Here is a 17,738-nt window from a genome sequence, read left to right on the forward strand (position 1 = left end):
GACTTGTCACTATAGCTTAAACACCCTGTCATTATCCTGAGATTCATCATCATAACTAGTCCAAGTCATTATATTTAATATAAATGTCATCTATTGATCATGGAAGCTGACAATTACTGTCACGTTTCAAACTTAACGTATAACACAATAAATGGACAATCGATTGTCCAAAAAGGGAAATTCATTGTTTGAACAAGCGGAAGGACGCCGTACCCCTTTACGCATCTACATTGGCAGAGAACTATCATGGCTGATATTCAGTTACACAACATCACTAAATCATACGATAAAACGCCGATTCTCAAAGGCGTTGACCTAACGATCCGTGAAGGGGAGTTCATCGCTTTGGTTGGCGCATCAGGCTGCGGTAAATCAACCTTACTCCGTATCATTGCCGGGCTTGAGCAACAAACCACAGGACAAGTCACCATCGCTAACGATGACATCAGTGAGCTCAAGCCACGCCAACGCGATCTGGCAATGGTATTCCAATCCTATGCCCTCTACCCTCACCTGACGGTGCAGGAAAACATGCTCGTCCCCTTAAAAATGGCCAAACCGTTCTATTACCGCTTGCCGGGAGCGACAAAGGCTTCTGCCACAGTGAAAGAATGGTTAGCAGAGATCAACACTCGGGTTGAGCACGTCGCCGAACAACTGCAAATTACAGCTCTGCTTGATAGAAAACCAGCTCAGTTATCTGGTGGCCAGCGTCAACGTGTAGCACTTGGCCGTGCCATGGTTCGAAAGCCCAAAGCATTCTTAATGGATGAACCGCTATCAAACCTTGATGCCAAACTGCGGGTTCACATGCGAACCGAACTATCCCAGCTACATCGCCAGCTCGGTAGCACTTTTATCTACGTTACTCACGATCAAATCGAGGCCATGACCATGGCTGACCGTATTGCCTTAGTGGTAGAAGGGCAGCTTCTGCAGGTCGCAAGTCCTGATGAAATGTATAACAACCCATGCCACCTCAAGGTAGCTGAGTTTATCGGCAGCCCGAAAATCAATATTCTACCCGCCATATTAACCCAGCAAGGTGTCACTATTGGCCAGCATACTCTTGCCTTTACGCTGGATGATACATGGCAAAATATTAATAATACTGAGGTTAATATTGGGATCCGCCCTGAACACCTTACTCTTTGCGATAATGCCGACGACCACTGCTTACCAGTCACCATCACCCATACAGAAAATACCGGTTGTGAAGGTTATGTCTATTTAACGGCTGACTGGCTAACACCGACTTCTCAACACAATAACCAACTCGTCGTTAAGTGCTGCCCAGAACGTACCCGCCAACTGAGTATCGGCCAAAATTTGCACGTCCAACTAGCCCAAGAAAAAGTGCTGGCATTTAGTGAGTCTGGCGAGCGAATTTCACCTTTTTGCTCGAACGTTTTCGCTATGAATACAGGGGTAAACTATGGCTGATCTAGCACCTAGCTTGGGGCGTGTCGTCCCCCCTTTTCGCTTCGCTGTTCCAGCCAAGTGGCGTGAACCCGTTACGGCTTGGTTATTGTCTGCACCCGCATTGTTTCTGATGCTGCTATTTCTGATCGGGCCGATGGCCGCAGTGCTATTGCTGTCATTTACGGACTGGCAACTGGGTATGGATAGCTTCGATTTTGTCGGTTTGGCGAATTACCAAGAGCTAATTGACGATCCAGTGTTCTGGATCTCACTTAAAAATACCCTGCTATATGTCGCGGTTGTATTGCCAGGCTCAGTGATTGGCGGACTTGCTATTGCCATGTTGATTGAATCTCGCCCATCAGGCAAAAGTTTCTATCGCACCGTTTTCTTTCTTCCTGTAATGGCAAGCCTGATAGCAATGTCGATTGTCTGGGAATACATCCTCCACCCTGAATTTGGCCTGCTGAATATGGTGCTAAACCTTGTTGGCGTTGAAGGGCGTGATTGGCTCAATGATCCTGATGCCGTGGTGTATGTCCTCGCAGGGATCGGCGTCTGGCACCAGCTTGGTTTCAACATGGTGCTGTTTATGTCAGGGTTGATGGCGATCCCCAAACACCTCTACGAAGCCGCTGAAATGGATGGTGTTAGCAACCCTCTATCACGTTTTTCTCTGGTTACTTGGCCAATGCTCGGTCCTGTTGCAATGTTCGTTATCGTTATCACTGCCATAAAAGCATTTCAGGTTTTCGATACCGTTCACGTACTGACCAAAGGCGGACCAGGCAAGTCCTCAGAAATGCTACTACTGACCATGTACCACGAAGGGTTTGAGTACTTCCGTACCAGCTATGCAGCCGCTATCACCGTGGTGTTCATGTTCTTTATCCTGCTGGTCACCATCATTAAAACGCGTTACATGGAAAAGAAGGTGCATTACTCATGAAAATGTCTCTTTACAGCCTATTCCGCCATTTGGTTTTGGCGAGTTTGACCATCATCGTGCTGATGCCCTTCGTTTGGATGCTGTCTGCTTCGACAAAGCCTTTAGATGAAATATTTGTCAATGAGCTACGTTTTTTGCCAGAGCGCTGGGCCTTCGCCGAGAACTACCACAAGGCACTGACTCAAGCACCATTGCTCAAGTACATGCTCAATGGCTTGATTGTCACTGTCGGAATTTTCCTGTGCCAAGTTGCTGTTGCTGTACCGGCAGCCTATGCACTCGCGAAACTGCGCTTCAAAGGTAAAGACATCATGTTCAGCGCGGTGTTACTGTGCTTGATGATCCCGCCACATGCGGTTTCGATTCCATGGTACTACCTGATGTTCAAACTCGGCTTCTTGGATTCTTACGCTGCACTTATCGCCCCGTTTTCTATTTCGGTGTTTGGCATCTACCTTATGCGCCAGTTCTTCAAAACCGTGCCGGATGATCTGGTTCATGCTGCCCGTATCGATGGCTATACCGAATTCGCCATTGTCTGGCGGGTAATGTTGCCGACGGCTATTCCTGCTCTGGTGTCATTTGGCATCTTCTCGATTGTCGCGCACTGGAATGATTATTTCTGGCCGCTGATTGTTGTCAGCAGTCAGGACTACTTTACTCCACCGCTTGGTGTAGTGGCCTTCACTAACGACGAAGCTGGCAATGATTATGGCCCGCTGATGGCTGCAGCCACCTTGATCATCGCTCCGCTGATAATTGCATACCTGCTAGCGCAAAAGCGCTTCATTGAAGGCATTACCATGTCAGGCATGAAATAGTTTTTACCAATAACACTTACGAATTAGCAAACCGACAAGGAAAAATCATGAAACTGCTAAAGACAGCACTAGCTGCAGGCTTACTGGCTGCTGGCCTATTCAACCCAGCGTTCTCGGCAACTGAGCTGGTTGTTCAATACCCTTATGGACCGACTTTTGATCCGTTGATGAAAGAGCTCGCGAGCCGTTTTGAAGCGGAAAATGATGATATTAAAATCACCTATCGTACCAGCTACGAAAATTACGAGGATGCGAGCCAGCGTGTCATGCGTGAAGCGATCACCAAGCGTATGCCCGATATCAGCTTTCAGGGGCTAAACCGTATTCGTCCACTAATGGAACGAGACATCGCTATCTCACTGGATGACTTTCTCACCGAAGACGACAGACAGCAGTACGGCTATGGTGATGCCATGATGTCTCCGGCTCGTTTCGATGGCAAAACGTGGGCATTCCCATTCGCTATCTCTCTGCCCGTTGCCTACTACAACATGGATTTAGTTCGAGCAGCACAAGGCAACGATAGCCTACCAACCACTTGGGATGGTGTTATCGAACTGGCGCAGAAAGTCAATGCACTGGATGGTAAAGAGTCGGGGCTCGCCTACGATTGGCACATCACTGGCAGCTGGCTGTGGTTGGCTCCAATGATGAGCCAAGGCGGGAAACCATTAGATGACAACGGTAAGGTCGCCTTCAACAATGAAGCCGGCCAATGGACCATGGATTTGTTTGCCCGCATGACCCAAGAAGCCAAAGCCCAGAACTATAGTCGCAGTGCCAAAGAGCAATCTTTTGTCGCTGGCAATATGGGGATCTACTTCACCTCAACAGGTAGTCTAAGTAAGTTCACTCGCATGGCTGGCGATAATTTCGAATTAAAAACCGGTCCATTCCCTGACGTAAAAGCAGGCGGCACACTGCCTGTTGGTGGTAACGCCGTGGTCATGCTAACCAAAGATCAAGAAAAGCAGCAGGCAGCATGGCAGTTCATCCGCTTTATTACCGGTCCTGAAGGCAATGCTTTGGTCAGCCCAATGACTGGGTATATGTCACCAAACCCTATCGCCGCAGCGAGCTTGACTGACTTCTTAGAGCAAAACCCCAATTACAAGACCGTGGTTAACCAACTGCCACTGATGGACACTTGGCACGCTTTCCCGGGTCGTAATGGCCTAAAAATCACCGATGTTATCTCTGATCACATGGAGTCAATTTTCAGTGGACGAATGGCTGACAAGCCACAGGCCGTTAATGAAAAGATGGCCAAAGATGTGCAAAAACTACTGCCACGCAGCTAATAAGACTTACCTGTCATATCCATGGGTATGGCAGGTACCCAACGCGAACAACAAGTACAAGTGAAAACAGTCCCTATGTTTATATTTGATTTTGATGGCGTCATTGCCGACACACTTTCTCTTTACCAACAGGTTTGCCAGCAAGCCGCAACAGCTAGAGGCTATCAAGCGCAACTAGCTTCCAATCCATTTGCGACGCTTGACCCTGTAACATTTGAAGCGCTGGGGGAGACGCTTGGTATTGATGGCCATCAATACGCCAAAGATGTCGCTATACGAATGACAGCATCAACACAGATCCCAGCTCTTTTCCCGCAGGCTAAAGAAGTACTTGAGCAACTTTCCCGTGAGATGCCTCTCGTCGTGTTATCAGCCAGCCATACCGAGGTACTCAATAGAATTTTATCTCACCATGGCATCGCCCATTGTTTCACCAGTGTTATTGGCGGTGATAAACCTGGCAGCAAAGCCGACAAGCTAGTTGCAATCAAAGCTCAACATAATTGTTTTATGGTAATGGTTGGGGATGGTGTCAGCGATATTGATGCCGCGAAAGCAGCTGGCATACCTTCAGTTGCTGTCAATTGGGGCTGGCAGTCGGCCGACATACTTCAGCAACGTAAGCCTAACTATCAAATTCAAACCCCAGAACAACTCCTGCCTATTGCTGCAGAGTTTCTTCAGTTTGCCCAACAAGGAAAGCGAGCATGAAACTGATCCACCTTACTGATACTCACTTTGGCCTCAATGATCAGAAGATTTATGGCCGCGTACCTAAGCATGCTTTCGATGCAGCCATTACTGATGTTAATCAATATCATAGTGATGCCGATTGCGTCATTATCACGGGCGATCTTGCCCACTGGGGGGAAAAAGAAGCTTATATAAGCCTAAAAGAAAGCCTTGAGAGGCTGCAACTTCCCTACCATCTGGTGATCGGCAACCACGATGACCGCGATACCTTACGTGAAATCTTTCCCGAGCTGCCGCTAAACGAAGATGGCTTTGTGCAGTACACCTTCGAGCAAGGTGGTAATGTGTTTATCGTGATGGATTCGGTTCAGCAGGGTACACATGCTGGGGAATTTTGTGAAAAGCGACTTCAATGGCTTGATAGTGCACTAGATAAAGCCGATAAGCCGGTATTTTTACTGATGCACCATGCCCCTTTTGCTGTCGGTATCCCTTCAATGGATGTTATTGGCTTTAGCGAAGACAATAAGCAAACCATTGCCAAGATGCTTAAACGCCATGACAAGGTAAAACATTTGTTCTTTGGTCATTACCACCGTCCGATAAATGGCATCTGGCAGGGCATCGGCTTTTCTACCTTAAAAAGCATGAACCACCAAGTTGCGCTGGATATGCATACCACCGATGTGATCAACGCCAGCTTCGAATCACCAACTTACAATGTGGTGCTCATCGACAATGAACTGGTGATTGTCCATACCCGCGACTTTACCGACACTACTGATACCTTCTCGCTCGGCGGACCATTCGACGACGAGTAAAACTTGAATTATTGCCGCCCAAATAAAAACGCCGCCTATATTTATACAGGCGGCGTTGTTTATTCTAACAATTTTAGTCAGTGGTCAAACCTAGGGCATTAGCAACAGCTTGTCCCAACTGTTCATCGACTTTCATGAAGTGCGCTAGCTGATCACGTTTGATCTGCTCAGATTTCACCTCACCCAGTGATCCAACAATATTACCAACTAAACGCTGTTGTTGTGCTGCATCCATGATGCGATACAGATTACCCGGCTGCGAATAGTAGTCGCTGTCATAGTCACGGAAATTAAAGTGTAATGCTTCTTTCTCCAGAGCTAATGGCGGCTCATAATCATGCGTAGGCTGATAGGTACCATGGTGGTTCGGCGCATAGTTAGCTTGTCCAGCACCATTCCCATCAGCACGCATCGATCCATCACGGTGTGAGCTATTGACTGTCGATTTAGGTCGATTAACTGGCAACTGACCATGATTAATCCCCAAGCGGTAGCGCTGAGTATCACCGTATGAGAACAAACGCCCTTGCAATAAACGGTCTGGTGAATAACCAATTCCCGGTACCACATTGGCTGGGGTAAACGCTGCCTGCTCTACTTCAGCAAAATAATTTTCCGGGTTACGATTAAGCTCAAGTAAACCTAAGTCATGTAATGGGAAATCGCCATGCGGCCATACCTTGGTAATATCAAATGGATGAATGGCGTATTGGCTTGCCTGCTCTTCCGTCATGATCTGAACTTTGACATCCCAGCGCGGGAAATTACCTTCATCAATATTAATAAACAAATCAGCTTGTGACGATTCGCGTGTTTTTCCTGTCACTTGTGCCGCTTCTTCATCGGTGTAATAGCGATGACCTTGCTGGGTTTTGAAGTGGAATTTCACATAATAACGTTCGTTATCATTATTAATAAAGCTATAGGTATGGCTTCCATAGCCATTCATGTGACGGTAATCGGTTGGAATGCCACGATCACTGAACAAGATCATAATCTGGTGCAGTGATTCAGGGTGACGAGACCAAAAATCCCATGCCGCTTCTGCACTGCGTAAATTTGTTTGCGGGTCACGCTTCTGGGTATGAATAAAGTCAGGGAACTTCAGAGGATCACGAACAAAGAATACCGGCGTATTATTACCCACTAAATCCCAGTTGCCTTCATTGGTATAAAACTTCAGTGCAAAGCCACGCACATCGCGCTCCGCATCGGCCGCTCCTTTCTCTCCCGCAACGGTAGAAAAACGTAACAACACATCAGTCTGCTTACCAATATCAGAGAAAATATCGGCTTTCGTATAACGAGTAATATCGTGGGTCACGGTAAAAGTACCAAATGCCGCCGAGCCTTTGGCATGTACTACACGCTCTGGAATGCGTTCGCGATCAAAATGGGCTAGCTTTTCCAGCAACCATGTATCTTGCAATAAGATCGGGCCTCGGGCACCCGCGGTTAAGCTGTTATCGTTATCAGTTACTGGGGCACCATTTGCTTGAGTCATTTTTTTGTTTGTCATGAGACACCTCCTTTGGGGATGCCTAAAGATTAGACTCAAACAATTAATAGGTATAATACGTCTTTTCTATTTCATTGATAGGTAATACCACTCATAAAAAACAAATCCCACCATTCTATTATCTGACTGTTTTTAATTACATTTTCTTTCAAATCGTGTCATTTTGTAAGTCCTGGTTACGCAATTTATCACCACTCAAAGACATTCATCCCACTTATTAAAGTTTGTGTTGCACATCGGAAAAATCAATGACGAATTCTGATGCATATCAATTTTTCCGACACCAATACTGGTTAAGTTATAGCCAGTGAAGCGCGATAAGGAGGATTAACAAATGAAAGTAGCTATCAACTGCCCGGAATGTAAATGCTCAAGCGGATTAATCAGAGTACGTCGTCGCTGGCATGAAAAAGCCCTAACAACACCAGGACAAGAAAAATTACAATGTCCGATGTGTATGTCGTTTTTCATGCGTGGAATGGGGACTCAAAAACTGCTGTATATCGGTACACATGACCCAGTACAAAAAAAAGAACCAGAATTTGAACTATAAAAATATCCTCTTTACTGGTTAGCCAAACGCCGATTTTCATCGGCGTTTTTTATTTACAAAGGCTCAGCACTACAAACTAGTCATCTATCTCTAATTGTAATTTTTCTAGCTCATCCAAAATCCGCAAGAATTTCTGCCCAAATGGTGTTACCTGATATTCCACCCGAGGTGGTAATTCGTTGAATATCATTTTGTTTAGAATGCCAAACTCTACATTCTTCTTTAGACATTCATTCAGTACCTTGGTTGATAGCCCTTCAACAGAACGCACCATCTCTCCTGGCCTATTGATCCCGTTGGCCAATAGCTGATAGACGGTTAACGACCATTTACAGCCATAAATAGTTTCCACCATACGCGCCGAGCGTTCAGGGGCTGATTTTCGTGAAAAAAAGTTTTCCTGTGTTTTCATAAAGATGTACCAAAAAGTGCCTACCCTACCGATTTGTACTGACTATTCAGCAGGTTAGTTGTGAGCCTAATATTAGCTTAACGTACAAACACAGGAGAAAACAAATGACCTTTACTCAATCAGGCATCGCACTCATTATCGGTGGAACCAGCGGTATGGGGCTTGAAACAGCTAAACAGCTGCTCAATCATGATATCGACGTCATTATCGTGGGCAATAACCCAGACAAACTCACCAAAGCCATTTCAGAGCTGAGTACTTTAGGTAAGGTTTCAGGCATTCAAGCCAATCTTTATCACTCGCAGGATGTCGACAAGCTCATTGAGCTAATTAACAGCAACGGCAAAGCGATCAACTACCTAGTGAATGCCGCGGGTTACTTTAATCCAAAGCCATTCGTTGACCATTCAGCCGCTGATTATGATACTTATATGGAGCTAAACAGAGCGACTTTCAGACTCAGCCAAACCGTTGCACAAAATATGATAAAACACGGTGGTGGTAATATTGTTAATATCGGTTCAATGTGGGCGAAGCAAGCGATAAAAGCCACACCGTCATCCGCCTATTCGATGGCAAAAGCTGGATTACATGCCCTTACCCAGCACATGGCGATGGAGCTTGCTGAACATAATATTCGCGTCAATGCGGTGTCGCCAGCCGTTGTTAAAACGCCAATTTATGGTGCCTTTATCGAACCAGATCTTATCGATGAAGCTTTAGAAGGGTTCAATGATTTTCACCCTATCGGTCGCATCGGTACACCGGCAGACATAGCGAATAGCATCTGCTTCTTATTATCAGATGAATCCAGCTGGGTAACGGGTGCTATCTGGGATGTCGACGGTGGCGTTATGGCTGGTCGAAACTAACAACTAGAAACAAATAACTTGAAAATAGTGGCAATCTCTTTCACCAATAATTAAGGACTGTACCCATGCTCAACATGGATTTCTCACAACGTATTGTCATCGATACCGCCGCCATGGACTGGGTAGCGAGTCCCGCAGCTGGTGTATGGCGTAAACCGCTAGAGCGAGAAGCCAAAGAGTCGGGCCATACCAGCAGTATTGTAAAGTATGAAGCTGGTTCGGCGTTCAATACCCACCCCCACCCTATGGGCGAGGAGATCTTGGTACTCGACGGAACGTTCTCTGACGAAACCGGCGACTTTGGGCCCGGCACTTACATCCGTAACCCGCCAGACAGTAAACATGCCCCTTTCAGTCAGGAAGGCTGCACTATTTTCGTCAAACTGAACCAATTCGAACCACAGGATCTTACTCAAGTTAGAATTGATACCCAGCAAGCGCAGTGGCTGCAGGGGATTGGTGGACTTCAAGTCATGCCACTGCATGAGTTCGGCCATCAACATACCGCATTGGTCAAATGGCCTGCGGGCGAGCGCTTTCAGCCTCACCAACATTTTGGCGGTGAAGAGATCCTCGTGTTGTCTGGGGTGTTTCGCGATGAGTTTGGCTGCTATCCCGCTCACAGTTGGCTGCGTAGTCCGCACATGAGCGAGCACTTCCCGTTTGTAGAACAAGAAACGGTGATCTTAGTGAAAACAGGACATTTACCAATAGTCTGAGCTCATGCATTACCGTGACATGCTATGGCCTTGGCTGCATTTCAGCCTTAAGTGAGAAGTTTGTAGTAATCCACGCCCTGCTCAGAATAATCTAGATGAAAACCCAGTTTAACCAAGACATTCACCGAGCCTTGGTTCTGTGGTTCGACTCCAGCAATGAAAGAGGCTGCTTGCTTTTGGTTACTCAAATAAGCAACCAGCCCTCGCATAACTTCTGTCGCCAACCCTTTTCCCCAACAGGCTTCATCAAGTACATAGCCAACCCGATAACAATTATCAGGCTCAGGGAAAACAAATATAAAACCAACACCATGCTGCTGTTGATCGACATGCTGTTGACCGACCAACCTCAGTACCGTACCGGTTTCCTCCATCGCATTCAGCCAGTTATTAACCGCTTCAGGGGTATGTAATTGCTGACACGATGGTGGTAAATATCGACTCACCTGCTCGGTAAACATAGCGATAATTTCACTGTGTGTTCCAGATAGAGCGCGATCAAGTGTCTCAGCAGATAGTCGTTCAGTTGTAAAACTCATCATTTCTTTCATTAAACAGGCTTCCTTGAATGGCTCGCTAACATTCTAATAAAATGATGAACGTAAAACATTCATTTCCCGACTAACTTTCCACCTTAAACGTAACTATTCAGAGCGATAGGCTAACTGAGAAAAATCCAAGCCAGACTGCCACTGGCTACTACTCTGCCACCAGTAAGTTGTTTGATATGGCAAAGATAAATCTAAACTCTGACCAATCAACGGTGTCACCAACTCAACATCATGCGTTTTCGCCTCTGCGATCAAATCGTTGACCGGCTCATCCCACTTATGTAGAAACAACTCAAAGGTTGACCAATGGACAGGAAACAGCTTATCACCACCGACATCTAAATGTGCCTGCATCGTATGGGCAGCTTGCATATGACCCCAGCCTTCCACCGGGTAACCTTTACCATCTTTCACATTGGCGGCAACTTCAATAAAAGTCATATCAAATGGCCCTAATTTCTGGCCAATTTCTTTGAAGTGATCACCATAAGCAGAGTCGCCACTATAAAAGATACTGCCCGTTTCAGCTTGGATCGCCCACGATGCCCAAAGAGTAGTATTACTGTCAAACAGCCCACGACCGGAGTTATGGTTTGCAGGGGCTGCTGTTATACGTACCGAGTTGATCATCTGACTTTCCCACCAGTCAAACTCCTTGATTTTTTGAGGCTTTACGCCCCATTTTTCCAAATGGCGCCCGACGCCTAGTGGCACATAAAACATCACATCTTTGTCTGCATAAAAACGTGCTGTCGATTCCTCAAGGTGATCATAATGGTCATGAGAAATCAAAATTGCATCAGGCAATGGTAACGCTTCGCGACTAACGGGAGCATCAACGTTACGGGAAAACAGGCGTGCAAAAACTGAAGGTGATGCATACTCAAACACTGGGTCAATCAGCATACGAGTTTGATCCGCTTCGATAAACAATGATGAGTGGCCAAGCCACGTTACCCGCACAGCTTTGCTAGGTACCGATAGTAATTCGGTATCAACCGCCTGAAACTGCAAAGGTTGCTGCGGCTTATACTGATCACGCTGCATGAAGAACTTCCACATAACCGATAACATGCCTTCTTCAGATTGCACTGCCGGCATACGGGTGATCACTTTACCATCGACAAATTGAGGCGATTGCGCAATACGCTCTTGGCGAATGTCTTCACTTTGCACCAAGCGCCCATCAGTATCACCGCTACCAAAGGCACTAAGGCCTAGTGCACCAAGCACGGCGATTAAAGATGCTTTAAGAGTTGTGTTCATTTGCTGCTAGCCTCAAAAGTAAACGATGGTGTATACTTTTAATCATAACCTTGAATCACGAAAAGTAAACACATGCGTTTACTTTTTAATTCTGCAAGCTGAGCAAATTGGATAATAAACATGGTAAAGATTGCTGAAATTAAACAAGAAAATATTATTTGTGCAGCAATAGAAATTTTTTCCGATAAAGGGCTCGATCAAGCCAGTATGGAAGCCATTTCGAAAAAAGCGGAAGTGTCTAAGCGTACGCTTTACAAATATTACCCAACAAAAGAAAGCCTGTTTAGCGTGATTGTCGAGCGTATGTTGTCAAATGTGAAAACCCTCAGTGACATTCCATTTGACCCACAGCAACCCGTTAAAACACAACTTAACCAACTTGCTGAAAAAGAAATTGAGCTACTCTGTAGCCCCTGTTTTCTCGCATTAGCAAGAGTGGTAATGAGCGAATGCATCCGCTCGAAACCTCTGGCCAACTTAATGCTGGAAAAGTTCGAGCCTTTAGATGGCTGTTATGGGCTCACCAAATGGATTGAGCAAGGGATAAAAGCTGGCCGACTCGATGTCGCGCACCCAGCTATTGCTTCCGAGCAATTTATCGCGAACCTTAAATCAGTTATATTCTGGCCGCAACTACTGGCGCACTTGCCAGCACCTGATCAGCAAACTCAAAAAATCGCCATTGAAGGTGCCGTTAGTCAATTTATTGCGGCTTATGAAATAAAGCGCTAAGGCCGTTTATCTTGAGCTAATGTTGAAGAATAATGATGATGAATACGACATCACCACAGTCAAAGACACATTCTGATACATTTGTGCTCATGATTTTTCAGCTGGCATTCAATCATAAACGCTATGATGCGATTAACAAAAAGCCACAAGATTAGTAATGTTATGAGTGTGTTCGATTTAATTGCTGAAAACCAAATTCAAGACTGGAACCGCCGCAAGGCAAATGGCGAAGTTGATGAAACAAAAGTCATTAAACAAGAAGAGCGTACCAGCTTCGAATCACACCTCTTTAAGTCGGTTATTGGTTGCTATGAGAAGGCAGCAGGAAAACCAGAAGGCCATAATGAACGTCGTGCTCTGGAACAAAGAGCCGAAGATTTACGTGTGCAACTACTGATTGGGTTAGAACAAAAAGGGATGCGGATCACCGCACAATCTATGTCAAAAGAATTATTGCATAAACGTCAGTCTATTCTTGGTGAATCTATCATTGGCTAAATAGGCAACGAATTAAAAAGGCAGAGTACCTACTCTGCCTTATCAAAACATCACAATGAATAACTGCTACTTAAGCTGATTTTCGAATCGCCAGCTCAGTCCCCAGTTCGACTCTACGTACAGTCTCTTTCCCTTCGATGATACTGATCAGCATATCAGCCGACTTTTCACCCAGTTGATAAATAGGTGTATCAACCGTGGTTAAGCTAACTGGCAACATATCGCTGTTGGGGATGTTATCAAAACCAGCGACTGCAATGTCATCAGGAATAGATAGCCCTTTCTCCAAAAGCGCTTTCATCGCACCGATCGCCATTAGATCTGACCCCGCAAAAATGGCATCAAAATCAATCTCAGTCATTTCAGTGACAATACGATAAGCATCTTCCTGATAATAATCCGCAGTAAAAGCCCATTCTTCTTGAAACTCAATGCCGTTATCAATCAGCGCCTGACGATAGCCTTCAAATCGATCACGCGTCGCTTTTATTGCTTCAAGTCGACCAAGAAACATGATTTTACGGTGACCAGATTGAATTAAATACTCAGTCATTCGATACGCTGATTGATAGTGTTCAACCAGTACCGCATTCGCATCACTTGAATCGTGATCTCGGGCAATAGAAACTACGGGTTTGCGCTGACTGAACAATGAGAGGAATGACTCATCATCCATTCGCGTCCCCCACACCAGTACTCCGTCATAAAGATTTGAGTTCAACTCACCTTGAATAAAGGTTCGCTCGTTATCCGCTGTCGCCATACGCAAGGTCAGTTCGTAGCCGTGCTTTTCCAGTGTCGCACCAATCCCATTAACTAATTTATAGATATAAGGATTAGTCAGGTATTCATAGTCAGGGCCAGAAATCACTAAGCAAATATGCTTAGTCGACTTACTTGCCAACATTTTCGCAGCTCTATTTGGCACATAATTCAAAGACTTGGCAGCCTCAAATACTTTCGCCTTTGTCGCATCACTGACTCGATTCTTATTATTCAAGACATATGACACAGTGACTGTTGATACACCTGCAAGCTTCGCGATATCACTTAATGTCGCTGCCATTAAACTCTCCAATTCATTCGTTACTTCATGCTGCACTAAAGGCTATTGTTGCCTTTTTTCGCATGTGCAACATTGCATCTCGCATTATACAGAAACATGAGCTAGCGCACAGAGGACTCCTTCGTAACCCTACCGAGTTCACATTTATAAACGATAAATATTCCCAGTTTATACTTCCGTGATTATGATTCTCACACATCCCGCTTAAACGCTTAAGCAAGTAGTAAAACGCTAAACAGATAGTGAGAAAGAGCCATGAGTTACACATTTGAACCCCGTCAATATGATCTTCTTATCGTAGGTGGCGGTATATCGGGCGTCTGCGCCGCACTCGCTGCCGCGCGTCACGGTGCTAAGGTTGCGTTGATCCAAAACCGCTCTGTGCTGGGAGGAAACGCCAGTTCTGAAGTTCGCATGCACATCTGTGGCGCGGATTACCATGCCAGTAAACAAAATGCCCGTGAAACAGGGATCATTGAAGAGATCCTGTTGGACAACCGTTTAATCAACCCACAGCACTCATTCTCTGTTTTAGATACTGTGCTTTGGGAAAAGGCCACGTTTCAAGAAAACCTCGATCTTTACCTCAACACCCATATGACAGATGTTGAAATGGATGGTCACCGCATCGTCTCAATCAAGGCTGAACAAACAACCACTGAACGTCGATTTGAATTCTTTGCTCACAACTTTGTTGATACCACAGGTGATGCTGTTCTTTCGCTGCGAGCTGGTGCCGACATGCGTACTGGCCGTGAAGCCCGCCATGAATACGACGAAGAACTAGCGCCAGAACAGTCGGATAACGTGATGATGGGTAATACTCTTATGTTCGAATCAAAAGACATGGGCTATCCAGTACCGTTTAAAAAACCGCATTGGGCAAATACTTACACTGAAGATGATCTGAAAGATCGTAGCCATCGAGACATCACCGCTGGCTACTGGTGGATCGAACTCGGCGGCACACAATTAGATACCACCAAAGACGGCGAAGTGATCCGCGATGAACTCCTTAAAGCCGTTTACGGCATTTGGGATCACATAAAAAATGGTGGCGATCACGGCGCAGACAACTATGTGCTTGACTGGGTCGGAATGCTGCCAGGTAAGCGAGACAGCCGTCGCGTACTGGGTGACTACGTATTGAACGCTAACGATCTGTTTGGTGCACGCGTATTTGAAGATACCGTCGCTTATGGTGGCTGGCCGATGGACATGCACGTTAAAGACGGACTCAAAAGTAAGGATTCACCAACCAAGTGGATCGAAACCAACGACATGTACTCAATCCCATTTCGCAGTCTGTATTCTCGTAATATCGACAACCTGTTTGTGGGTGGTCGTAACATCAGCGCTTCGCACATGGCATTTGGCTCCACCCGCGTGATGGCAACCTGCGGCGTAATTGGTCAGGCCATTGGTACAGCTGCTGCATTGAGTATCGAAAAATCATTATCACCACGCGAAGTGAACACTCACATTAAAGAGCTACAACACCGCCTGCTAAAAGATGATTGCTATCTATTTGGTATCCAAGATACCGATCCAAATAACCTTGCTCTTCAAGCGACAGTGACAGCTTCATCTGAACAAGTTGGTTTCGAGGCCAGCAAAGTGAACAATGGCTACCAACGTAATATTAGCGACAAGAAAAACCTCTGGATATCGGAGCCTTTAGCACAAAGCGATGCCAGCCTAACCCTACACTTTGACAAAGCTATCAACGCTTCGGAAATGGTGGTTAACTTCGATTCCAACCTCTCGAATGAAATCATGATCACGATTTCCAAGCCGAACAAAGCAGCGCAACGCGAAGGCTTCCCACTAGAAATAGTCAGAGACTATCACATCGAATGCCGACTGAACGCTAGCGTTGTCCACCAGCAAGTAATCACAGATAACCACCTGCGCCATAACAAGATCGCATTTGCAGAGCCAGTTGAATGTGACACCATTAAGATCACCGTCACGGCGACTCATGGCGATCCTTGTGCCCGAATTTTCGAAGTTAAAGTATTCTAATAAAAAGATAGGAATGAAACGATGAGCACCTTAGACGTTGTAGTACTCATAGCCTTTCTGGCCGGTATGGTCGGAATTGGCTACTGGTCATCCAAACGGGTGACTAACAGTTCAGAAATGTTTTCCGCTGGCGGTAAGTCACCTTGGTGGATGTCGGGTATATCTGCCTACATGACCATGTTCTCTGCCGGTACTTTCGTGGTATGGGGGGGCGTTGCCTACCGGCTTGGCGTCGTCGCCATTACCGTGTGTATCAGCATGGGGATCGCGGCACTGATCGCTGGCTACTTCTTTGCCGGTAAATGGAAAGAATCTGGTGCCACCTCTGCCGCTGAATTTGTCGGTCAGCGTTATGGTCAAGGTGTACTGCAGATGTATACATGGCTCGGTATTGTCACCCGCATTATCGGTGTCTCGGTCGCGCTGTATTCTGTTTCAGTGATTGTAAGTTCGTTGATCCCACTGTCACCTGGCAATTTCTTTGCGGATGAAAATGGATTCTTCGGAGTAAACTGGCTGATCCTTATTGTTGGTACCGTTATTATTCTATACACCTTCCTAGGTGGGTTATGGGCCGTATTACTGACAGATTTCACCCAGTTCGTGGTGCTAATGCTGTCGGTCTGTTTAATTCTGCCGATGATCATCACGCAAGGTGGTGGCGCAGAAAACATTATCGCCAACCTGCCAGAAGGCCACCTGTCGTTCTTCAACAGTAGCTATACGCAAGTCTTTATCCTTGGCTGGATTTTAGTGCATGTGTTTAAGGTAGGCGGGGAATGGGCATTCGTTCAACGCCACCTTTGTGTTGAGTCCCCAAAAGATGCCCGTAAAGCATCATTCCTATTTGGTGCACTGTATATCATCACCCCAGTACTGTGGATGCTGCCACCCATTATCTACAGCACTATCAACCCAGATGCTAACCCAGAGCAAGCTTACATCTTGTCAGCTCAAGCAGTATTGCCAATCGGTATGCTAGGGCTTGTGGTGTCATCAATGTTGGCGGCAACAGCCAGTATGGCGTCATCTGAATTAAACGTATTCTCTGGCGCATTAACCACAGAGTTTTATGGCAAACGTATTAACCCAAATGCCTCTGATAATCAGCTTATTCATGTTGGCCGTTTAGTGACAATCATGCTGGGTCTATTAGTTATTGGCCTGAGTATGTCAATTCCCTACCTTGGCGGTGCAGAGAGATTGATTGTTAGTATCACCAGCCTGTTTGTGGGCCCGATGGTGATGCCAACCCTATGGGCATTATTTGTTGCTAAAGTAACAAAATTGCATGCCTATCTAACCGTTGTCGTGACCGCTGGTGCAGGCTTTATGCTGCAGTTTGTATTCTCGAAAATTGACTGGGTGGCTGCGAACATGGGTGTAATGAACCAAGCAGTTGGTTTATTAGTTCCGGTTGCGATGCTACTTGTTGCGGATAAAATAATGAAAAAAAAGCAACTAAACAACGTGGTTATTGAGAACTAATCACCTCAAGTTACCTCTTTGCCCTACATG

Annotated in this window: 18 protein-coding genes; 13 read left to right on the forward strand and 5 right to left on the reverse strand. The window is 45.9% G+C overall.

What is annotated here, in order from left to right; genetic code table 11:
* Positions 1 to 246 precede the first annotated feature (246 nt).
* Genes L4D09_RS07895 through L4D09_RS07920 form a run of 6 tightly spaced genes read left to right on the forward strand, consistent with a single transcriptional unit; the run spans position 247 to position 6,007 of the window.
* Positions 247 to 1,443, forward strand: a complete 1,197-nt coding sequence (locus tag L4D09_RS07895) for an ABC transporter ATP-binding protein (RefSeq protein WP_428456944.1) — start codon at positions 247 to 249, stop codon at positions 1,441 to 1,443.
* Positions 1,436 to 2,371 carry a carbohydrate ABC transporter permease gene (locus L4D09_RS07900; protein ID WP_428456945.1) on the forward strand — a complete coding sequence of 312 codons (936 nt, stop codon included), beginning with the start codon at positions 1,436 to 1,438 and terminating at the stop codon, positions 2,369 to 2,371. Before L4D09_RS07895 ends, L4D09_RS07900 begins: the two co-directional genes overlap by 8 nt.
* Positions 2,368 to 3,192 (forward strand): carbohydrate ABC transporter permease, encoded by an 825-nt coding sequence (locus tag L4D09_RS07905; protein WP_428456946.1) that lies wholly within the window; start codon positions 2,368 to 2,370, stop codon positions 3,190 to 3,192. Before L4D09_RS07900 ends, L4D09_RS07905 begins: the two co-directional genes overlap by 4 nt.
* A gap of 47 nt (positions 3,193 to 3,239) precedes the next feature.
* Positions 3,240 to 4,493, forward strand: coding sequence for an ABC transporter substrate-binding protein (locus L4D09_RS07910; protein WP_428456947.1), 1,254 nt, complete (start codon positions 3,240 to 3,242; stop codon positions 4,491 to 4,493).
* Between the two features lie 27 nt (positions 4,494 to 4,520).
* Complete coding sequence (locus L4D09_RS07915) at positions 4,521 to 5,204, forward strand: HAD family hydrolase (protein ID WP_428456948.1); 684 nt, start codon at positions 4,521 to 4,523, stop codon at positions 5,202 to 5,204.
* The gene (locus L4D09_RS07920) at positions 5,201 to 6,007 is read left to right on the forward strand and encodes a phosphodiesterase (RefSeq protein WP_428456949.1); all 807 of its coding nucleotides are present in this window, start codon (positions 5,201 to 5,203) and stop codon (positions 6,005 to 6,007) included. Before L4D09_RS07915 ends, L4D09_RS07920 begins: the two co-directional genes overlap by 4 nt.
* Positions 6,008 to 6,080: 73 nt before the next feature.
* On the opposite strand, the gene L4D09_RS07925 is transcribed toward L4D09_RS07920, so the two are convergent.
* Positions 6,081 to 7,526, reverse strand: coding sequence for a catalase (locus tag L4D09_RS07925; protein ID WP_428456950.1), 1,446 nt, complete (start codon positions 7,524 to 7,526; stop codon positions 6,081 to 6,083).
* A 334-nt stretch (positions 7,527 to 7,860) separates the two neighbouring features.
* Here L4D09_RS07925 and L4D09_RS07930 point away from each other — a divergent pair, with 334 nt between their 5' ends.
* Positions 7,861 to 8,079 carry a hypothetical protein gene (locus L4D09_RS07930; protein ID WP_428456951.1) on the forward strand — a complete coding sequence of 73 codons (219 nt, stop codon included), beginning with the start codon at positions 7,861 to 7,863 and terminating at the stop codon, positions 8,077 to 8,079.
* Between the two features lie 76 nt (positions 8,080 to 8,155).
* Here L4D09_RS07930 and L4D09_RS07935 read toward each other — a convergent pair whose 3' ends face one another.
* A complete protein-coding gene (locus tag L4D09_RS07935; protein ID WP_428456952.1) occupies positions 8,156 to 8,491 on the reverse strand; it encodes a winged helix-turn-helix transcriptional regulator in 336 nt (111 codons plus the stop codon).
* A gap of 104 nt (positions 8,492 to 8,595) precedes the next feature.
* Between L4D09_RS07935 and L4D09_RS07940 the strand changes: the two genes are divergently transcribed.
* Together L4D09_RS07940 and L4D09_RS07945 are read left to right on the forward strand one after the other, a co-directional pair.
* A complete protein-coding gene (locus L4D09_RS07940) occupies positions 8,596 to 9,363 on the forward strand; it encodes an SDR family NAD(P)-dependent oxidoreductase (protein WP_428456953.1) in 768 nt (255 codons plus the stop codon).
* A 65-nt stretch (positions 9,364 to 9,428) separates the two neighbouring features.
* Complete coding sequence (locus tag L4D09_RS07945; protein WP_428456954.1) at positions 9,429 to 10,082, forward strand: cupin domain-containing protein; 654 nt, start codon at positions 9,429 to 9,431, stop codon at positions 10,080 to 10,082.
* A 47-nt stretch (positions 10,083 to 10,129) separates the two neighbouring features.
* Here L4D09_RS07945 and L4D09_RS07950 read toward each other — a convergent pair whose 3' ends face one another.
* Complete coding sequence (locus L4D09_RS07950) at positions 10,130 to 10,633, reverse strand: GNAT family N-acetyltransferase (protein ID WP_428456955.1); 504 nt, start codon at positions 10,631 to 10,633, stop codon at positions 10,130 to 10,132.
* A 93-nt stretch (positions 10,634 to 10,726) separates the two neighbouring features.
* Entirely contained in the window at positions 10,727 to 11,899 is a 1,173-nt protein-coding gene (locus L4D09_RS07955; protein WP_428456956.1) for an MBL fold metallo-hydrolase, read from the reverse strand.
* Between the two features lie 120 nt (positions 11,900 to 12,019).
* Between L4D09_RS07955 and L4D09_RS07960 the strand changes: the two genes are divergently transcribed.
* Both L4D09_RS07960 and L4D09_RS07965 read left to right on the forward strand, forming a co-directional pair.
* Entirely contained in the window at positions 12,020 to 12,631 is a 612-nt protein-coding gene (locus tag L4D09_RS07960; RefSeq protein WP_428456957.1) for a TetR/AcrR family transcriptional regulator, read from the forward strand.
* A gap of 162 nt (positions 12,632 to 12,793) precedes the next feature.
* A complete protein-coding gene (locus tag L4D09_RS07965) occupies positions 12,794 to 13,129 on the forward strand; it encodes a hypothetical protein (protein ID WP_428456958.1) in 336 nt (111 codons plus the stop codon).
* A gap of 70 nt (positions 13,130 to 13,199) precedes the next feature.
* On the opposite strand, the gene L4D09_RS07970 is transcribed toward L4D09_RS07965, so the two are convergent.
* Positions 13,200 to 14,195 carry a LacI family DNA-binding transcriptional regulator gene (locus L4D09_RS07970; protein ID WP_428456959.1) on the reverse strand — a complete coding sequence of 332 codons (996 nt, stop codon included), beginning with the start codon at positions 14,193 to 14,195 and terminating at the stop codon, positions 13,200 to 13,202.
* A 255-nt stretch (positions 14,196 to 14,450) separates the two neighbouring features.
* Between L4D09_RS07970 and L4D09_RS07975 the strand changes: the two genes are divergently transcribed.
* Entirely contained in the window at positions 14,451 to 16,220 is a 1,770-nt protein-coding gene (locus L4D09_RS07975) for an FAD-dependent oxidoreductase (RefSeq protein ID WP_428456960.1), read from the forward strand.
* Positions 16,221 to 16,241: 21 nt separating this feature from the next.
* Positions 16,242 to 17,708: a sodium:solute symporter family transporter gene (locus L4D09_RS07980; RefSeq protein WP_428456961.1), complete on the forward strand. Its 1,467-nt coding sequence runs from the start codon at positions 16,242 to 16,244 to the stop codon at positions 17,706 to 17,708.
* Positions 17,709 to 17,738 lie beyond the last annotated feature (30 nt).

The organism is Photobacterium makurazakiensis (genome assembly GCF_050336715.1).
In the GTDB taxonomy this organism is placed as follows: Bacteria; Pseudomonadota; Gammaproteobacteria; order Enterobacterales; family Vibrionaceae; genus Photobacterium; species Photobacterium makurazakiensis.